Raw genomic sequence first — 15,443 nt, 5'->3', positions numbered from 1 at the left:
TCGACCGTCAGCCGACGGGCGAGACCTGATAGTGCGCGATCTGCCAGCCATTGTCTCCTTGTGTGACAAGGACACTCAGGTTCAGGCTGATCACCGCGCCGTCGGGGCGGGTGAAGTCGGCCCGGGTGTAGGCCAGGACGACGCCGGCCGCGGGCTCCCGGATCTCGTTGATGCGGTAGTCGACCGTCAGGCCGACCGGCTGAGATTCGTAGTAGTCGAAGACGCCCTGGCGCCCCACGGTGTAGGGCCGCAGCCCCTGGAATATCGCGTCGTCGGTGAAGACCGCCGCGACCTGGTCCGGCCGGTGGGCGGCGATGCCCGCCTGCCACCGGTCCAGGACCTCGCGGACCACGTCAGTGCCCGGCACTCTGACCACCATCCACGTGCAGGATCTCGCCGGTGACGAACTTGGCGTTCTCCAGGTACAGGACGCCGTCGACGACGTCGGAGATGTCACCCATGTGGCCGACCGGGTGCAGCGCCGAGAGGAACTCGTGCGTCTCCGGCGCGTGCATCGGAGTGCGGATGATGCCCAGGGCGACGGCATTGGCCCGGATTCCGCGGGTGCCGTATTCGACGGCCAGCGCCCTGGTCGCGGCGTTCAGGCCACCCTTGGTCAGTGACGCCAGCGCCGAGGGCACCTGCGAGTTGGCCTGATCCACCAGGCTGGTCGAGATGGTGACGACGTGCCCGCCGTCGCCCTGGGCCTCCATGGTCCTGATGGCGGCGCGGGTCAGTTCGAAGAAGCCGCGGGAATTCACGCCGGTGATGGCGTCGTAGTCCGCGTCGGTGTACTCGGTGAAGGGCTTGGCGATGAAGATGCCGGCGTTGTTGACGACGGTGTCGACGCGCCCGAAGTGCTCGACCGCGGCATCGACCAACCGCTGGCCGACGCCCGGCTGGGCGACGTCACCGGCGACGGTGAGAACCATGGGATCGTCGCTCTCGGCGATGGTGCGGGAGTTGGCGACGACGGCGTAGCCCAGCTTGCGGCAGCCGGCCACCAGGGCTTCGCCGATGCCCTGGGATGCGCCGGTGACGATCGCGACGCGGGTTGTGGTGCTCATCGGGGGTTCCTTTCGGTTGACGTTGCTGCCCATCACAACCTCGGCCGGCCCACATCGATGCCGCTGCCACGGGACCTGTTCGCTTCCTGCTGAGAGGCTCTGCCTACTACGTTGTCGACATGGAGCTGCGGCAACTTCGGTACTTCGTCGCCGTTGCCGATGAGCTGAATTTCGGGCGTGCCGCCAAACGGCTGCGTATCGCCGGGCCGTCACTGTCCCAGCAGATCAAGGCACTCGAGCGTGACCTCAAGGTGGAGCTGTTCGACCGGGACCGGCGATCGGTGCGCCTGACCGCGGCAGGCGCGTCGCTGTTGCCGCACGCCCGGTCCCTGGTGGCGCAGGCCGACGAATTACGCAGGCGGGCAATCGGTTTGTCGAACTCCGAACCGATCCGGATCGGCTACGTCAACTGGTGCCCGACCGACCTGGCCGAGCGCGCGGCCGGCGTCGCGCAGCTGCGCGTCGACACCTGGGTGATGCCGTCGCACGCGCAGGCGGCCCGGGTTGCCGAGGGCATCCTCGACCTGGCCATCTGCTGGGTGCAGACCGGTGATCTGGAGGACCTCGAACTGGAAGCCCGGCTGATGGGGGTGGACCGGCTCTTCGCGCTGTGCGTCGGCGCCGACGACTCCCCCGTGTTGGCGAAAGACACACTGGTGCTGGTGGATTCGGACACGGCGAGCTGGGAGTCGTGGAACCGCTACGGCGAGCAGTTCGCCGCGGACACCGGTGCGCGGGTGATGCGCACCGACGACGGCGGCGTCACGGGTCCGACTTTCTTCGAGCACGTCCGCCAGCTGGGCCGTCCGGTGCTCAACAACCCCAGGGGGCAGACCGATGCCCTGCCGCGAGACCTGGTGCGCCGCCCGGTGATTCAACCGACCCCGCTGTGGACCTGGTCACTCGTGTGGCGGCGGGGAGAAGACAACCCGGCCGTGCACGCTGTCGTCGACGCGCTCACGCGGGACGCGGCCGTCGGGATCGATGACGCGGCGTGGCTGCCGTCCACTGATCCACATCAACAGCGCGGCCAGGGCCGCCAGTAGCACGACAGCGGCACCGGCGAGCAACGCCTGCTGAAAACCGTTGTGCAGCAGGGGTGCCACCGCAACGGGCCCGACGATCTGGCCGACGGAGTATCCCGTCGTCAACAGTGCGACGGCGCCCGGGAACTGCAACGCGCGGCCGGCGGCGAGCGCCAGGGTGCTGATGCCGATGAACGTGCCGCCGAACAGCACCGCCCCGGCGAGTGCGGCAACGCTGTTCCCCGTTCCCGCCCAGGCGATTCCGGCAGCTTGCAGCAACAACGCCGCGACGAGCAGCGCCGGATAGGAGAAGCGGCCGGTGAACCGCGCCCACAAGGCAGCCGACGGCGCGGCGGCCAGGCCGACCAACAGCCACACCGCACTGCCGAGTCCGCCCGGTGACTGCTGCGCGACCGCGGCGACCAGGAACGTGCCGGCGATGATGTAGCCGACGCCTTCGAGGGTGTAGCTCGCCATCAGCAACGCCAGCGGGCCGCGGGCGCTGCCCTGTTCGTCGGCAGGAACTTTCGGTGTGTCGCCGGAGGTCCCGGGTCGCATGTGCCAGGCGAACGCACTGAGCAGTGCGGCCAAGACCGTCGCCGCCCACCAGGCAACCTGCCAGTCCTTCGTGGCGGGCAGGGCCGCGGACAACGCGATGCCGATACCGACGCCGCTGAACGCCCAGCCGGCGTGGTGGGCCGGATGACCGTGATCCATCAGGGTGTTGACGGCGATCACGAAGACCAGCGCGCTGGCGATGCCGGCAACCAGCCGTAGCGCGCCCCACTCGATGACGCTGGTGCTCAGCGCCATTGCCGCCAGCGTCGCCACCAGGATCGCCAACGACGCCCGGCACGCGAGCACGGACCGGGCCAGCCGTGGCGAGACCGCGGCGCCCACCGCGCCGATCAGGTAACCGACGTAGTTGGCGGTGGCGAGCTGCCCCGCGGCCTGCGCGGTGAGGCCGGCGTCGGCCGTCATCAGCGGCAGGATCGGCGTGTAGGCGAAGCGGCCGATGCCCATCGCCGCGGCCAGGGCTGCCGCGGCGCGGGCGATCGAGAGCCAGGCGGACTTGGGCATGCCTCATGGTGCGTGGGCGGCGGCGTCACCCGCCACGACCTGTTCCCTTACAGCTGTGAGGAATTGCCTCACACGCGACTCATGGCGCGACGAAGTGCTCGGCGGAGAGGACACCGGATAGCCGATCTCCCAGCTCGGCGGAGAACCGCAGGACCATCGGCAGTGGCCGGTGGTGGATCGCCGCACTGGTCACCTTGCCCTCGGCATCGCGATCGAGAATGGTGATACCGCGGATCGCCAGGCCACCGAAAGCGGTTGCTCGCCACTGCAGGTAGCTGGTCGACCCGGCGTGCGCGGACTCGGTGAACTCCAACGTCTCGTAGATCGAACTCGCGGTGGCCATCACGGTGGCGACGAGTTCTCTGCCCCGGATTGGGGCCATCAGTGCGGTGGCATCCAGCACGATGTCGTCGGCGAACTCCGCGGCGAACGTGGTCCGGGATTGCTGCGCGAAACCGTCCTGCCAGCCGCTCATTTCGTCGCTCCGGAGGCGGACCAGGCGGCGGTGTCGATGGGGGAGAAGTCGGTCGGCCTGCCGTCGAGGCGGCCGGCCCGCCGGGTGCCGAGCGTCTTGACGACGTCGTCGGGCAGTGGCGTCGTGAAGATGTTGTCGATCAGCGAGTATTCGGCGGCCAGGCGCCCGAACGCGCCCAGCGCGCCGACGTCGATGCGTCCGTTCGGCAGGTAGAGCTCGTCGCGGACGTGAATCTTCTTCACCCGCCCCCACACGACGTGATCGGGTAGGGGCGGCATCTCGAAGATGCGGTCCACCACGCACTCGAACGAGATCGGGGCCTCGGCGATACGCGGTGCCGAGATGGTCTCCGACGCGGCCTTGTGGAGACCGAGCGCCTCGAATTCGTCGACGTCATGGTCGAATTCGAATGCCGAGCGATGCACGGTGTCCGCATTGTCGATCGTCGCGATGTTCACGACGAACTCGCCTGTGTCGCGGATGTTGACGAAGGTGTCTTTCAGCGTGACGCCGTCGGACCGCGGCTGCAGGCTGATGGACAGCATCGGTGGCATGCGGCCGACAACGGTGAAGAACGAGATGGGCGCGATGTTGCCGACGCCTGCGGTCGAGGCGGTGCTGACCCAGGCGATGGGCCGGGGTAGGACGCTGCCGATCAGCAGCTTGTAGCTCGAGGTGGGATCGAGATCGGTGGGGTCGATGACCATGACGGAATGCCTTTCAGGACAGGAGGGCCAGGGCGCTGTACCAGACGGGCCCGACGTTCAGCCGGTCCGGATACAGCCGGATCATGTAGTCGAAAAACTCACGGGGACTGGGCTTTCCGGCCAGCAGCCGCTGGGCGTCGAGCAGGTAGTCGCGGGTCTGGTCGATGATCGCCGGATCGTCGGGGAGGTCCTTGTTCTTGTGTCCTGCGACCACGGCGCGGGGCCGGAGTGCGGCGACCTGGTTGAGGGCCTGCAACCACGACCGGATGCCACCGTGATCGCTTTCCAGCAGGTACTGGTGCACGCCGTTGTAGGCGACGTCGCCGGCGACGACCAGTCCGATCGACGGCACGTGCAGCACGGTCGTGTCGTCGGTATCGGTGTGGCCCACCTCGATCGGCACCAGGCGCTGACCTTCCAACTCGAACCCTTCGGGGGGAACCTGTTGGTAGACAACGGGGCTCGGTGGGATCATGCCGGGAAAGTCGACGTCCCACATCTGGGCGCGGCCCGCCACGGCCTGCTCGTGCATCTTGCCGATGGTGCCGGCGGTCGCGTAGGCGACGGCACCGGGAAAGCGTTGCAGCAGAACATCGGTGCCGAACCAGTGGTCGCCGTGGCCATGCGTGGCGTAGATCGCCGTCAGCCGCCTGCCGGAGTTCTCGATCCAGTCGCCGACGCGGCTGATCTGCTCGTGGGTGAACGGCGGGTCGACGAGGACGGCGTCGTGGTCGCCGAAGATGAGCGTGGACGACACCGGGGAGGACACGATGGGGCTGCCGTCGGGCAGTCGCTGGTCGCGGTAGCGGCGCAGTCCGTCGTGCACCAGCACGTCGTAGTTCAGGGTGGTCATGACGAGGTCCTTTCAGGCGAGGTGTTCGGTGAACCAGTCGCGGGCGGCGCCGCCGGCCTTCGGGAACTGGTCGAGGTAGGCGGCGAAGTGCCCGCCGTCGACGGTGACGAGCTTCTTGGGTTCGAGTGCCTGCTCGTAGGCGTGGAGTTCCAGATCGGTCATGGTGACGGTGTCGCGCAGTCCGACGATCATGAGCAGCGGCGTGGGCGAAACGCGCGCGATCCAGGTGCCCGGCTCGTACATGCGCGCCGCGCGTGACGAGCGCACCGTCATCGTGTTGTCCCACAACCCGTTCGGCACTGGCTGGGTGTAGAACGAGATGGCCGCCGCGGACCGGTATGCGGCGGGCACCGCCGGGTCGTCGCCGACGACGGCCTGCACGGCCGGCGCTTCGCCGCAGAACTGGCGGCGCTCGTCGTCGATGAGTGCGGCTTCCAGGGCCGCCACGTGTTCGGGAGCGACGCGCCGCAGGCTCTGCTGATAGCCGCTGATGGTCGGGACCTGCGCGACGACAGCCCGCAGCCGCCGGTCGGTGGCGCCCAGCACGATGGCGTGGCCACCGGCATAACTGGTGCCCCACAAGCCGATTCGCGTCGGATCGACCGACGGCTGACTTTCGAGGAACGAGATCGCGCGCCGCCAGTCCGCGATCTGCACACACGGGTCGACGTCGCCGCGCGGTGTTCCGTCGCTGGCACCGAAACCGCGGTGGTCGTGCACCAGGACGACGAACCCGGCGTCGGCGAACAGTTCTGCAAACCGTGCCAGCCCGTGTTCCTTCACCCCGGCGAAGCCGTGGGCCATCGTGATCGCCGGGTGCGGTCCCGCGCCGTCCGGAATGAACAGCCAGCCGCGGAGCGTCACTCCGTCGGCTGCGGTGAATTCGACGTCCTGTCGCTCCATGGTCCACGCTCCTCGTCTGGTGATGTCCACGATCAGCCCGGAATGTGGTCCGTGGGAACGCCGCGGTGATCCTGGTATTGGCAGGGCCAGGTTTAGGCTCAGACGATGGCGAAGGGGAATGCGCTCGGCGACTATCTGCGGTCTCGCCGTGAACAGATCCGCCCCGAGGATGTCGGATTGATCGCCGGCTCCCGCCGCCGGGTGGCCGGCCTGCGCCGTGAAGAGCTGGCTCTGCTTGCCGGGATCAGCTCCGATTACTACCTGCGACTCGAGCAGGGCCGCGACACGAATCCGTCCCCGCAGGTGCTCGACGCCTTGGCCCGGGCGCTGCAGCTGGACATCAACGGCACGGAATATCTGTACCGCCTGGCGAATCCCACCGGAATCCGTTGGGAGAAATCAGAATTGGAGCAGGCCGCCGATGGGCTGGACGAGCTGATCGATCAGTTCCCGATGCCTGCTTTCGTGGCCAACCGCTACCAGGTGGTGCTTGCCGCCAACCATCTCGCCTGTGCGCTGGCGCCCGGTTTCCGGCCGGGACAGAACATCCTGGCCTGGCGGCTCCTGGACCCCGCGGCCCAGGATTTCTTCGTCGACTGGGACGAGGCGATGGAGATCGCGGTAGGTGGTCTGCGCGAGGTGACGGGTGATCACCCCGACGATCCCTATCTCCAGCGGATGGTCGGTGGATTGTCTGCTGCCAGTACACGATTCCGGGAGCTCTGGGGGCGGGCCGACGTCGGTTACCGGCCGGGTGTCACCCACATGCGCCACCCGGTGGTCGGTGACCTCTTCCTGCATCGCAATCGACTGAACCTGCCGCACTCGGGTGGGCAGCACGTCATCACATTCCGTGCTGACCCCGGTAGCGACTCCGCGAAAGCCCTTGAGGCGCTGCGGGATCTGTAGGCGTCAGCGCCGCAGGTCGAGGTTGTGCAGGCGCAGGCTGCCGCGCGCGAGGAGGCTGCCGTTCGCGTCGGTGATCTGGCATGACTGCTCCTCTCGCAGGGTTCTGCTGACGTGAGCACCACGTTCGCAGTATTCATTCCGGCGACCCTGGCCCCCATGGCCCCAGGGTGGGCGGGAATTCTCCTGAGGTGGTGGGTGCTTTGATCCGGCATGGATATGAAATTCGAGATCGCCGTCCTGCCGGTGTCGGATGTCGACCGGGCCAAGGACTTCTACGAGAAGTTGGGCTGGCGGCTGGACGCCGACTTCGAGACCGCTGCGGACTTCCGGGTGATCCAATTGACTCCACCAGGTTCCGGTGCTTCGGTCATCTTCGGTACCGGCGTCTCTGACGCGGTGCCGGGCTCGGTGGGCGGGCTGCACCTGGTGGTCGACGATGTTGTGGCGGCGCGTGCTGAGCTCGTTGGCCGTGGCATCACCGTCAGCGAGGTGTTTCACGACGAGGGTGGTGTCTTCCACCGCGCCGGGACGGCCGGCCGGGTCGACGGTCCAGACCCGGAGCGACGCAGCTACGCGTCGTACGCCTCGTTCGAGGATCCCGACGGCAACGGTTGGGTGCTGCAGGAGATCACCACGCGGTTGCCGGGGCGATAGTCGCCAGCGGAAACACGGAAGATACTGGCGCCCAGGTTAATTCGATGCACCACTCAGTTGGTCGACGGTGGTGGGTGGTGTTGAGCGTCTCTGGGCGTGACGACCATGAGGCTTGGAGTCGTCGTTGATTCTGCCGATGCGGGGACGGGCTTTGGGGTGGGTTTGATCTTGGTGGTCTGCACCGTCAGTGTGACGAGGAACTGATGGGTGCACGGCGCCACCGCTGAATTCTTGGCAGATCTCTCCGGCGGCGCCGTGCGTAGTGCGAAAGGCACTGATGGTCACGGTAGAGGTCGATTCTGCGCGCGTCGAGTCACGGTTGGCCGCTGGGGAGTTGCGGTGTCCGTCGTGTGTGGGCGGGGTTCTGGCCGGGTGGGGCTATGCCCGTTCTCGTCGGGTGGTCGGGACGGCCGGGTCGGTGCGGCCGCGGCGGTCTCGATGCCGTACGTGTGCGGTGACTCATGTGTTGTTGCCGGTGACGTTGTTGCTGCGTAGGGCTTATGCCGCGGAGGTGATCTGGGAGGCGTTGGCTGCCAAGGCTGCCGGTGTGGGGCACCGCGGGATCGCGGCAAAACTCGGTGTCCCGGCGTGCACGGTGCGGGGGTGGCTGCGGGTCATCGCGGCTCGGGCCGAGGCGGTGCGGCACTGGTTCGTGACGATCGCGCTCACTGCGGGGGTGGATGTGTCGATCCCGAAGTCGACCGGCTCAGGGTGCGGGGATGTGTTGGCCGCGATCAGCACGGCGACCGAGGCGATCACTACACGGTTCGGGCCGGGGATGCTGCTCGGCGCGGTGACGGCTGCTGCGGTGGCTGTGGCTGGTAGCGGTGCTCGGCTGCTCTGTCGGGGGTGGCCACCGGCGTCGGTGGCGTGGTGATGCAACACCAGCTGCCTCTGCCGCGCGCGGTGGGAATGGTTCATCGTCGCGGGGATGGCTGCCCGGCAACGGGTTTGGGCGGCATCACTTGTTGAGGAGATGTTGGATTGACAAGCGAAGAGGCCAAGCGACGTGAACGTGCCCAGGCAGTGGGGTTGTTCCGGTATCAGTTGATCTGCCCGGCGCTCGATCCCGGACTATCGACCAAGGCTCGGGGTCGGCTGGTCCGCCAGATCGCCGCGCGGGCGCACACCGATCCGTTCGGGGCCCGGGTGCGCTACTCGCGTGACACTCTGGACCGTTGGATTCGCCGCTACCGGGCCGGCGGATTCGATGAGTTGATTCCCTCGCCCCGGTCGGTGGCCCCGCGTACCGATGCCGCGACCCTGGAGTTGGCGGCTGCACTCAAGCGGGAGAACCCGTCCCGCACCGCCGCCCAAGTCGCGCGGATCCTGCGGATCAGCGCGGGTTGGGCGCCCTCGGAATCGACGCTGCTACGCCATTTCCGCCGCTGCGAGCTGATCGGCCCGAACCTCGATGAACAGCCGGCGGTGTTCGGCCGGTTCGAAGCCGAAAACCCCAATGACCGCTGGACCGGGGACGCCCTGCACGGCCCCCGTATCGGCGGGCGCAAGACGTATCTGTTCGCTTTCATCGACGATCATTCCCGACTGCTGTGTGGGTATCGGTTCGGGTTCGCCGAAGACGCTGTGCGGCTCGGCGCTGCACTCGAGCCGGCGCTGGCCAGCCGCGGAGTCCCGGGCAGTGTCTATGTCGACAACGGCTCGGCGTTCGTGGATACCTGGCTGCTGCGGGCGTGCGCGAAACTGGGGATTCGGCTGGTGCATTCCACCCCGCACCGGCCCCAAGGACGGGGCAAGATCGAGCGGTTCTTCCGCACCGTGCGTGAGCAGTTCCTCGTCGAAATCACCGACAGTAGCGCCGAGGACCTGGCCGCGGCCGGCCTCGAGGCCCGCACCGCGCTCATCGAGCTCAACCGGTTGCTGACCGCGTGGGTAGAAACCGAGTACCACCAGCGGATTCATACCGAGACCGGGCAGTCCCCAGCCGATCGCTGGCAGCAGGGATGGTCCCGGCTGGGACGGACCCCGGCGATGCCGACCGCAGCTGATCTGACCGAGGCGTTTCTGTGGTCGGAATACCGGGTGGTGACCAAGACCGCGACAGTGTCGTTGCACGGCAACACCTTCCAGGTCGATCAAGGGTTGGTGGGACGCAAAGTGGAGTTGGTGTTCTCCCCGTTTGACCTAGAAACCGTCGAAGTGCGCTACCACGACACCAGTTACGGCAAAGCCCTGCCCCACAACATCACTCGACACGTCCATCCCAAGGCCCGGCCCGAAACTCCCGAGAATGCTGCGCCGCCGGCGACAGGGATCGACTATCTGCAGTTGACCGCGGCTATTCATCATGAGCAGATCCGCGCCGATCGGCGCATCGGCTACGACGCTCTCTTCGGCGCCCACACCCCCAAAGCCTGCGAACTACCGAGCATCACCGGCATCGACGACCAGGACGAGGCATCAGCATGAGTATCGAACGGCTGCAATCCTATTACGGCTTCACCCGGATGCCGTTCGGGCGGGGTTTGGCCCCGGCGATGCTGCACCGCCACCCCGGCCACGCCGAAGCCGTCGCCCGGATCTCCTGGTGTGTGGATCAGCACGCTATCGGAGTCATCACCGGAGAAGTCGGCGCCGGCAAGACTGTGGCGATCCGCGCCGCGACCGCCGCCCTGGATCCGGCGCGCCACGTCATCATCTACCTACCCAACCCCTCAGTCGGAGTACGCGGCATGCTGCACCACATCGTCACAGCACTGGGGCGGGTGCCCAGTTTCTACACCGCTACCCTGGCCCCGCAAGCCGCCGACGCGCTGGCCGCCGAGCACGCCGAACGCGGCCGAACCCCGGTCGTGGTCATCGATGAAGCTCACCTGCTCGACAACGCGCAAATGGAAGCCATCCGCATGCTCACCAACCACGACATGGACAGCGGGTCACCGTTCGCCGCGTTGCTGGTCGGACAACCCACCCTGCGTCAACGACTACGCCTGGGCGTGCTGGCCGCACTCGATCAACGCATCGCCGTGCGCTATGCCCTGGCCGGGATGACACCTGCCGATACCGCCGACTACATCGGCCATCACGCCAAGGTCGCCGGCCGCACCGACCCGCTGTTCTCCGACGACGCGATCACCGTGATCCACAACGCCGCACGCGGATACCCACGCGCAGTCAACAACCTCGCCCTACACGCCCTGACCGCCGCCTTCGCCGCCAAGACAGCGATCGTCGACGAGAAATCAGCTCGCATCGCCGTCACCGAAACCGGCCACGACTGAATCACTAACCACGCGACGTCACCGACCCGACGACGCCGTCACCGATCCGACCAAGGCCCTGCCCGCTCACGCGGGCAGGGCCTTCATCACTTCGACATCACCGGCAACGAGAATGACGCCATCCTTTGCACCCTCAGCGACGAGCAACAGGTGGTGGTTCGAAGGGTTGGTACCACCACCATTGGGCGCGTTCCCCGGTCGGCCCGGGGCACGGCGGAACCTCAGGAAAGGGTGTCGTCGGTGGCCTTGCCAGGGACCCGCCGTCGAGTTGTCGGCCCGCGGCGTCGGTGACGACGAGGCGGTCAGCGGGTCCGGTGATCGTGATGACCCGCTGGTGATGCAACCGGTGATGGTAGGGGCACACCAACACCAGGTTGTGCAGCTCGGTTACCCCGCCGTTCTCCCAGTAGGCGTCGACGGCGGGCGTAGTGTCCGGGCTTGTCGCCCGGGCTATTTCCCGCCGCCGCGCCCCCGAACCGGACGTGCGATTCTCACCGCATCCGGCTCTCCGTAGGTCAAGCTGGGACGGCGCTTGATGGTGCCCAGGGTGTGGGGATTTTCGAGCCCCGGTAGCGGTAGCGCTGGATGCGCATCGTGGTGGGGTCGTAGAGCCGAACACCGTTGTATTCCGGCCACTTACGCACGTGGTAGCTGGCCCACAGGGCCCGTTTGTAGGTGCGTGGGTGTTTATGCATCAGCCAACTCCACACCCGCCACCACAAGTAGTTGCGGATGTGGGAGTAAGCCCGGCTGGCTGAGCTGTGCCGGAAGTACTGGGCCCAGCCGCGAACCATCCGACTCAATCGCCCGAACATCTGGTCCGCGGATTGGTGGGTGATCCGTTTGGTCACCGTCTTGAGTTTGTGTCGCATTGTCTGCAGCGAGGTCCGCGACGGGTAGCTGTAGACGTATGACCGGGTGCTTCCCCTCTGGGTGTGCCGCTGGATGTGGAATCCCAGGAAGTCGAAGCCCTCGTCGATATGGACGACCTGCGTCTTGGCCGGGGCCAGCCGCAGCCCCATCGGTGCCAGCAGGTCGGCCATGTCCTCCCACAGGTGTTCGGCGTGCCCGCGTTGACCGAAGACCAGAACGACGAAGTCATCGGCGTACCGCACGAGGTGGTACGTCGCTGCGCCGCGTTGGCGGTGGCTACGGCGGGCCGAGGCGTCCCGGTGGGTCGCCCATCGGGCATCGAAGTGATCATCGATGACCGATAAGGCGATGTTGGCCAGCAGCGGCGAAAGGATGCCGCCCTGGGGAGTTCCGGAGTAGGTGTCATAGGTGGTGCCGTCGGTGTCGAGCACTCCGGCCTTCAGGAATGCTTTCACCAACCGCAGGATGCGTGTGTCGCCGATCCGGCCACGTACCCGCTGCAGCAGGGCGCTGTGGTCGATCTCGTCGAAACACGCCGCGATGTCAGCTTCGAACACCCACTCGTAGCCTTCACGAGCGAACTTTCGAATGTCCTCGATCGCGTCTTGTGCCCGTCGCCCTGGCCGGAAGCCGTAACTCGAATCGGAGAAGTCCGTTTCGAATATTGGCTCCAGCACCAGCTTCAGCGACGCCTGTACCACCCGATCGGCCACGGTCGGGATACCGAGCTTGCGGACCTTGCCGCCGCTTTTGGGTATCTCCACTCGCCGCACCGGTACTGGTCGAAAAGCACCGGAGCGCAACGCTTCCCGCAATTCTTCCAGAAACCCGGCAACGCCATCGGCTCGCGCCTCGATGCTGCCGGCGGTGCGTTTGTCGATCCCCGCACTGCGGGCACCGGTGTTCTCCCGGACCCGTGACCACGCCACCGCGAGGAAACACGGATCCGCCGCGAGGTTGAACAGATCATCAAACCGACGACCACGATCGGCCGCCGCCCAACAGTGCAGTTTGGTTTGCATCCTCAGTACCCGCCGGTGCGCCACCAACGGCAGCTCCAGCGCGGCACCGATATTCATCGGCGCATCTCCTGACATGGCAATCCCCAATCTGCGTGTCCTACTGCCGCCCTTCCCGATGTGGCCGGCTTTCCCGACCTCGCAGTACTACGGCGGCTCCGCCCCATCCCGATGCTGTTGGTGGGCATCGACACCTACCCGCCGCACCCCTGGCCGGGATGCGGGTAGGGAAGCACCCGGATGGTTCCCGTGTTCACGTGTCTCCGATTGGCGAGTCCGGCACCCAGCTTTGCCCCGGTGGCCCCGGTGGGTACGCCACAGACCATTCCCCACCAGCTGCCGCTCACCCCAGGCCGAGACGAGCGGCGGACGCGTCCGTCTACATCACTTCCGCGTGCACCACACACCAGTCCGATATCCACCAGGTTTACAGACCGGTTCCACATAACGAGGGTTCTGACACTGGTTCCTCACGTATGCCCTCTCACCGCGCTCACCACGCGCCGCGTCATCTGGCAGTGCTGACACGCCGTGGCTTTGTCAGGGCCGCTTGCCACCCAATCCTTCTCGATCCCTTCAGGATTGGGCTGCCCTCAGCTTTATCAGGCCGCTGTGACGGCCCGATATCGGAGGTCTTTCACCTCCGATCGGAAAACACGCGCCTCACGGCGCACATGAATGATGTGATGCGCATGCAAGCCCCGGGTCGCCCCGCACCCCGGTACCCGGCAGCAGCGGTCGCGGTGTTCCAGAGCGCGGCGCAGCCGCCGGCTGATCGTGCGGGTGCAGCGCCCGGCGCCAATCGGCTGACCATGGCGCTCCAGCCACACCTCGCACGTCGCATCGCACAACAAAAGCCGGCGTTCCTCGTCGGTGAGCACCGACCCCACATGCAATGCGGCCGCGCGCTTTTCGAGGTCAAAGTGCACCACCACGGCGGTGTGCTGCCCATGCGGACGACGTTCCACATCGCTGTCCCACCCGGCCTCAATCAGGCTCATGAACGCATCCACCTGGTTCGGGAACGGCGGCACCACATCCGACACCGGGTCACCGGTTTCTGAATTCTCGTGGTCGCGTTTCCAGTCCGCCACCAACGCATCCTGATGCGACGCCACCGCGGCATCGAACTTCACCGCCTCCAACTTCGGCAGCCGGATCTTGTACGTGGCCGACCCGTCCTCATGGCTGGTCTTGCGGATCGACCGCTCCGGCTCCGGCGCCGACTCCGGCTCGGGCTCGGGGCGCGGCTCCAACTTCACCGCAGTCCGCAACTGGGTGACCGTGGCGCTCTCGGCGAACTGGGCGTAATGCTCATCCGAACCGTCGGCGGCATGCTCGGCGACCACCCCAACCTGATCCAACGACAACCGGCCCGCCCGCATCGCCTCAGCGCACCGCGGGAACTCCTCGATCCGGTGCGCCACCGCCACCATCACTTCCGCATTACGCGGCGACACCCCGGTTTTCCACGCCACCAACGACGGCAATGACCGGGCGCCCGTCGCGCCCCACAGCCCGTCGCGGTCGATCTCGGCCACGATCTCCACCAGACGGCCGTCAATTGCGTTGCGCTGACCGGTCAGCTCACCGATCTCCGCGAAGTACGCATCCATACGCTCACACGGCGACGGCGCTTCAACTGCGAAAGCCGTTGCCGTGCTGGACATAACACCATCAAAGCAGAAGGGTCCGACAAGTTTTCGCACCCTGAAGCAGGGTGAGAAACTCGGGTCTACGCCGGATCAGTCCTTCTCGATGACACCCTGCGCGGTCCGGGCCCGGTCCTCATAGCTCTTGCGCTTGGCAGCGTCGAACTCCAGGAAGACCGTGTCCAGCCCGAGCGCCTTGTTCATCCCGCGGCGGCCCTTGGGCGGAAGCAGCTGTGCCAGCTGCGCGGTGAAGCGCAGCGGCGGCGGGACCGACACGTGGGTCTTGGGCTTGTCCAGGGTCTTGATGATGGCGGCGGCGATGTCCTCGGGTTCCACCGGCTTGATGGCGCCACCGGACTTGGTGCCCGAGATCAGCTCGGTGTTGGTGAACGGCGGCATGATCACCGAGACGTTGACGCCGTGGGGAGCCATCTCGTCCGCCAGGGCCGTGGACAGGCCGACGACGGCGTACTTCGCCCCGACGTAAACCACCTGACCGGGCAGCGGGATGAGGCCCGAGAGCGAGGCGATGTTGATGATGTGACCGCTACGGCGGCTGACCATCTCGGGAAGCGCGAGCTGACAGCCGGTCAGGACGCCGTAGACGTTGACTTCGAGGGAAGACCGGATCGACTGTTCCGTCTCCTTCAGGAACGGGCCGACCGGCATCACGCCGGCGTTGTTGATCAGGACGTCGAGGTGGCCGGCGCCGTCGCTGCGGGCCTTGTCCAGGAACACTTCGAAGGACTCGCGGTCGGTGACGTCGAGCGGGTACCCGGTGGCCGGACCGAGTTTGACCAGCTCAGAGACGGCCGACTCGAGTACTGCGACGTCCCGGTCGCCGATGACGACGCGCGCGCCGCGGGCGAGAAGGGCCTTGGCGGTGGCGTAACCGATGCCTCGTGCGGCTCCGGTGATGGCGATGGTCTTGCCGCGGATGTTGTCCATGGCCGCAAACTTTACACGTGTCAAGTTTTGAATTGA

At 66.7% G+C, this 15,443-nt stretch carries 15 protein-coding genes and 2 pseudogenes; 6 read left to right on the top strand and 11 right to left on the bottom strand.

The window, feature by feature from the left end:
- Nucleotides 1–7: 7 nt before the first annotated feature.
- A complete protein-coding gene (locus ACJEIK_RS24830) occupies nucleotides 8–367 on the bottom strand; it encodes an SgcJ/EcaC family oxidoreductase (RefSeq protein ID WP_306307986.1) in 360 nt (119 codons plus the stop codon).
- Complete coding sequence (locus ACJEIK_RS24825; protein WP_409430440.1) at nucleotides 354–1,067, bottom strand: SDR family NAD(P)-dependent oxidoreductase; 714 nt, start codon at nucleotides 1,065–1,067, stop codon at nucleotides 354–356. Before ACJEIK_RS24825 ends, ACJEIK_RS24830 begins: the two co-directional genes overlap by 14 nt.
- 119 nt (nucleotides 1,068–1,186) lie before the next feature.
- Between ACJEIK_RS24825 and ACJEIK_RS24820 the strand changes: the two genes are divergently transcribed.
- On the top strand, nucleotides 1,187–2,113 hold the full coding sequence (locus ACJEIK_RS24820; RefSeq protein WP_409430439.1) for a LysR family transcriptional regulator: 927 nt from the start codon (nucleotides 1,187–1,189) through the stop codon (nucleotides 2,111–2,113).
- 39 nt (nucleotides 2,114–2,152) lie between these two features.
- On the opposite strand, the pseudogene ACJEIK_RS24815 reads toward ACJEIK_RS24820, so the two are convergent.
- The 5 genes and pseudogenes from ACJEIK_RS24815 to ACJEIK_RS24795 form a co-directional block, all read right to left on the bottom strand.
- Nucleotides 2,153–3,073: pseudogene (locus tag ACJEIK_RS24815) on the bottom strand (YbfB/YjiJ family MFS transporter); the annotation flags it as partial.
- A 178-nt stretch (nucleotides 3,074–3,251) separates the two neighbouring features.
- On the bottom strand, nucleotides 3,252–3,647 hold the full coding sequence (locus tag ACJEIK_RS24810; RefSeq protein ID WP_409430438.1) for a nuclear transport factor 2 family protein: 396 nt from the start codon (nucleotides 3,645–3,647) through the stop codon (nucleotides 3,252–3,254).
- On the bottom strand, nucleotides 3,644–4,354 hold the full coding sequence (locus tag ACJEIK_RS24805) for a flavin reductase family protein (RefSeq protein WP_061004532.1): 711 nt from the start codon (nucleotides 4,352–4,354) through the stop codon (nucleotides 3,644–3,646). The genes ACJEIK_RS24810 and ACJEIK_RS24805 overlap by 4 nt, the downstream gene beginning before the upstream one ends.
- A 13-nt stretch (nucleotides 4,355–4,367) precedes the next feature.
- Nucleotides 4,368–5,207, bottom strand: a complete 840-nt coding sequence (locus tag ACJEIK_RS24800) for an MBL fold metallo-hydrolase (protein ID WP_061004530.1) — start codon at nucleotides 5,205–5,207, stop codon at nucleotides 4,368–4,370.
- 12 nt (nucleotides 5,208–5,219) lie between these two features.
- On the bottom strand, nucleotides 5,220–6,110 hold the full coding sequence (locus tag ACJEIK_RS24795; protein WP_409430437.1) for an alpha/beta hydrolase: 891 nt from the start codon (nucleotides 6,108–6,110) through the stop codon (nucleotides 5,220–5,222).
- Nucleotides 6,111–6,215: 105 nt separating this feature from the next.
- On the opposite strand from ACJEIK_RS24795, the gene ACJEIK_RS24790 reads away from it, so the two are divergent.
- The 5 genes from ACJEIK_RS24790 to ACJEIK_RS24770 all read left to right on the top strand — a co-directional run bounded on the left by ACJEIK_RS24790 (nucleotide 6,216) and on the right by ACJEIK_RS24770 (nucleotide 10,915).
- Nucleotides 6,216–7,019: a helix-turn-helix domain-containing protein gene (locus ACJEIK_RS24790; RefSeq protein WP_409430436.1), complete on the top strand. Its 804-nt coding sequence runs from the start codon at nucleotides 6,216–6,218 to the stop codon at nucleotides 7,017–7,019.
- A gap of 210 nt (nucleotides 7,020–7,229) precedes the next feature.
- On the top strand, nucleotides 7,230–7,673 hold the full coding sequence (locus tag ACJEIK_RS24785) for a VOC family protein (RefSeq protein ID WP_133427863.1): 444 nt from the start codon (nucleotides 7,230–7,232) through the stop codon (nucleotides 7,671–7,673).
- 277 nt (nucleotides 7,674–7,950) lie between these two features.
- Nucleotides 7,951–8,550: a hypothetical protein gene (locus ACJEIK_RS24780; RefSeq protein ID WP_073694344.1), complete on the top strand. Its 600-nt coding sequence runs from the start codon at nucleotides 7,951–7,953 to the stop codon at nucleotides 8,548–8,550.
- A gap of 107 nt (nucleotides 8,551–8,657) precedes the next feature.
- Entirely contained in the window at nucleotides 8,658–10,103 is a 1,446-nt protein-coding gene (locus ACJEIK_RS24775) for a DDE-type integrase/transposase/recombinase (RefSeq protein WP_409429946.1), read from the top strand.
- Nucleotides 10,100–10,915: an ExeA family protein gene (locus ACJEIK_RS24770; RefSeq protein ID WP_073694342.1), complete on the top strand. Its 816-nt coding sequence runs from the start codon at nucleotides 10,100–10,102 to the stop codon at nucleotides 10,913–10,915. The genes ACJEIK_RS24775 and ACJEIK_RS24770 overlap by 4 nt, the downstream gene beginning before the upstream one ends.
- A gap of 133 nt (nucleotides 10,916–11,048) precedes the next feature.
- Here the strand turns inward: ACJEIK_RS24770 and ACJEIK_RS24765 are convergent.
- The 4 genes and pseudogenes from ACJEIK_RS24765 to ACJEIK_RS24750 form a co-directional block, all read right to left on the bottom strand.
- Nucleotides 11,049–11,321: pseudogene (locus ACJEIK_RS24765) on the bottom strand (HNH endonuclease signature motif containing protein); the annotation flags it as partial.
- A 109-nt stretch (nucleotides 11,322–11,430) separates the two neighbouring features.
- Entirely contained in the window at nucleotides 11,431–12,867 is a 1,437-nt protein-coding gene (gene ltrA, locus ACJEIK_RS24760; protein WP_267324086.1) for a group II intron reverse transcriptase/maturase, read from the bottom strand.
- A 542-nt stretch (nucleotides 12,868–13,409) separates the two neighbouring features.
- Nucleotides 13,410–14,477, bottom strand: a complete 1,068-nt coding sequence (locus tag ACJEIK_RS24755) for a DUF222 domain-containing protein (RefSeq protein ID WP_409430435.1) — start codon at nucleotides 14,475–14,477, stop codon at nucleotides 13,410–13,412.
- A gap of 75 nt (nucleotides 14,478–14,552) precedes the next feature.
- Nucleotides 14,553–15,407, bottom strand: a complete 855-nt coding sequence (locus ACJEIK_RS24750; RefSeq protein WP_060998982.1) for an SDR family oxidoreductase — start codon at nucleotides 15,405–15,407, stop codon at nucleotides 14,553–14,555.
- Nucleotides 15,408–15,443 lie beyond the last annotated feature (36 nt).

The organism is Mycobacterium sp. SMC-16 (assembly GCF_046250085.1).
GTDB classification, from domain to species: Bacteria; Actinomycetota; Actinomycetes; order Mycobacteriales; family Mycobacteriaceae; genus Mycobacterium; species Mycobacterium phocaicum.
Note: the sequence above shows the minus strand (reverse complement) of the source record. Positions and strands in the feature narration are given on the sequence as shown.

Excerpts from the sequence above, each read along its gene's own strand:
- ACJEIK_RS24795 (WP_409430437.1), bottom strand. The coding sequence starts at position 6,110 with ATGGAGCGACAGGACGTCGAATTCACCGCAGCCGACGGAGTGACGCTC.
- ACJEIK_RS24790 (WP_409430436.1), top strand. The coding sequence starts at position 6,216 with ATGGCGAAGGGGAATGCGCTCGGCGACTATCTGCGGTCTCGCCGTGAA.
- ACJEIK_RS24780 (WP_073694344.1), top strand. The coding sequence starts at position 7,951 with ATGGTCACGGTAGAGGTCGATTCTGCGCGCGTCGAGTCACGGTTGGCC.
- ACJEIK_RS24825 (WP_409430440.1), bottom strand. The coding sequence starts at position 1,067 with ATGAGCACCACAACCCGCGTCGCGATCGTCACCGGCGCATCCCAGGGC.
- ltrA (WP_267324086.1), bottom strand. The coding sequence starts at position 12,867 with ATGAATATCGGTGCCGCGCTGGAGCTGCCGTTGGTGGCGCACCGGCGG.
- ACJEIK_RS24755 (WP_409430435.1), bottom strand. The coding sequence starts at position 14,477 with ATGTCCAGCACGGCAACGGCTTTCGCAGTTGAAGCGCCGTCGCCGTGT.
- ACJEIK_RS24750 (WP_060998982.1), bottom strand. The coding sequence starts at position 15,407 with ATGGACAACATCCGCGGCAAGACCATCGCCATCACCGGAGCCGCACGA.
- ACJEIK_RS24805 (WP_061004532.1), bottom strand. The coding sequence starts at position 4,354 with ATGGTCATCGACCCCACCGATCTCGATCCCACCTCGAGCTACAAGCTG.
- ACJEIK_RS24770 (WP_073694342.1), top strand. The coding sequence starts at position 10,100 with ATGAGTATCGAACGGCTGCAATCCTATTACGGCTTCACCCGGATGCCG.
- ACJEIK_RS24820 (WP_409430439.1), top strand. The coding sequence starts at position 1,187 with ATGGAGCTGCGGCAACTTCGGTACTTCGTCGCCGTTGCCGATGAGCTG.
- ACJEIK_RS24785 (WP_133427863.1), top strand. The coding sequence starts at position 7,230 with ATGGATATGAAATTCGAGATCGCCGTCCTGCCGGTGTCGGATGTCGAC.
- ACJEIK_RS24800 (WP_061004530.1), bottom strand. The coding sequence starts at position 5,207 with ATGACCACCCTGAACTACGACGTGCTGGTGCACGACGGACTGCGCCGC.
- ACJEIK_RS24810 (WP_409430438.1), bottom strand. The coding sequence starts at position 3,647 with ATGAGCGGCTGGCAGGACGGTTTCGCGCAGCAATCCCGGACCACGTTC.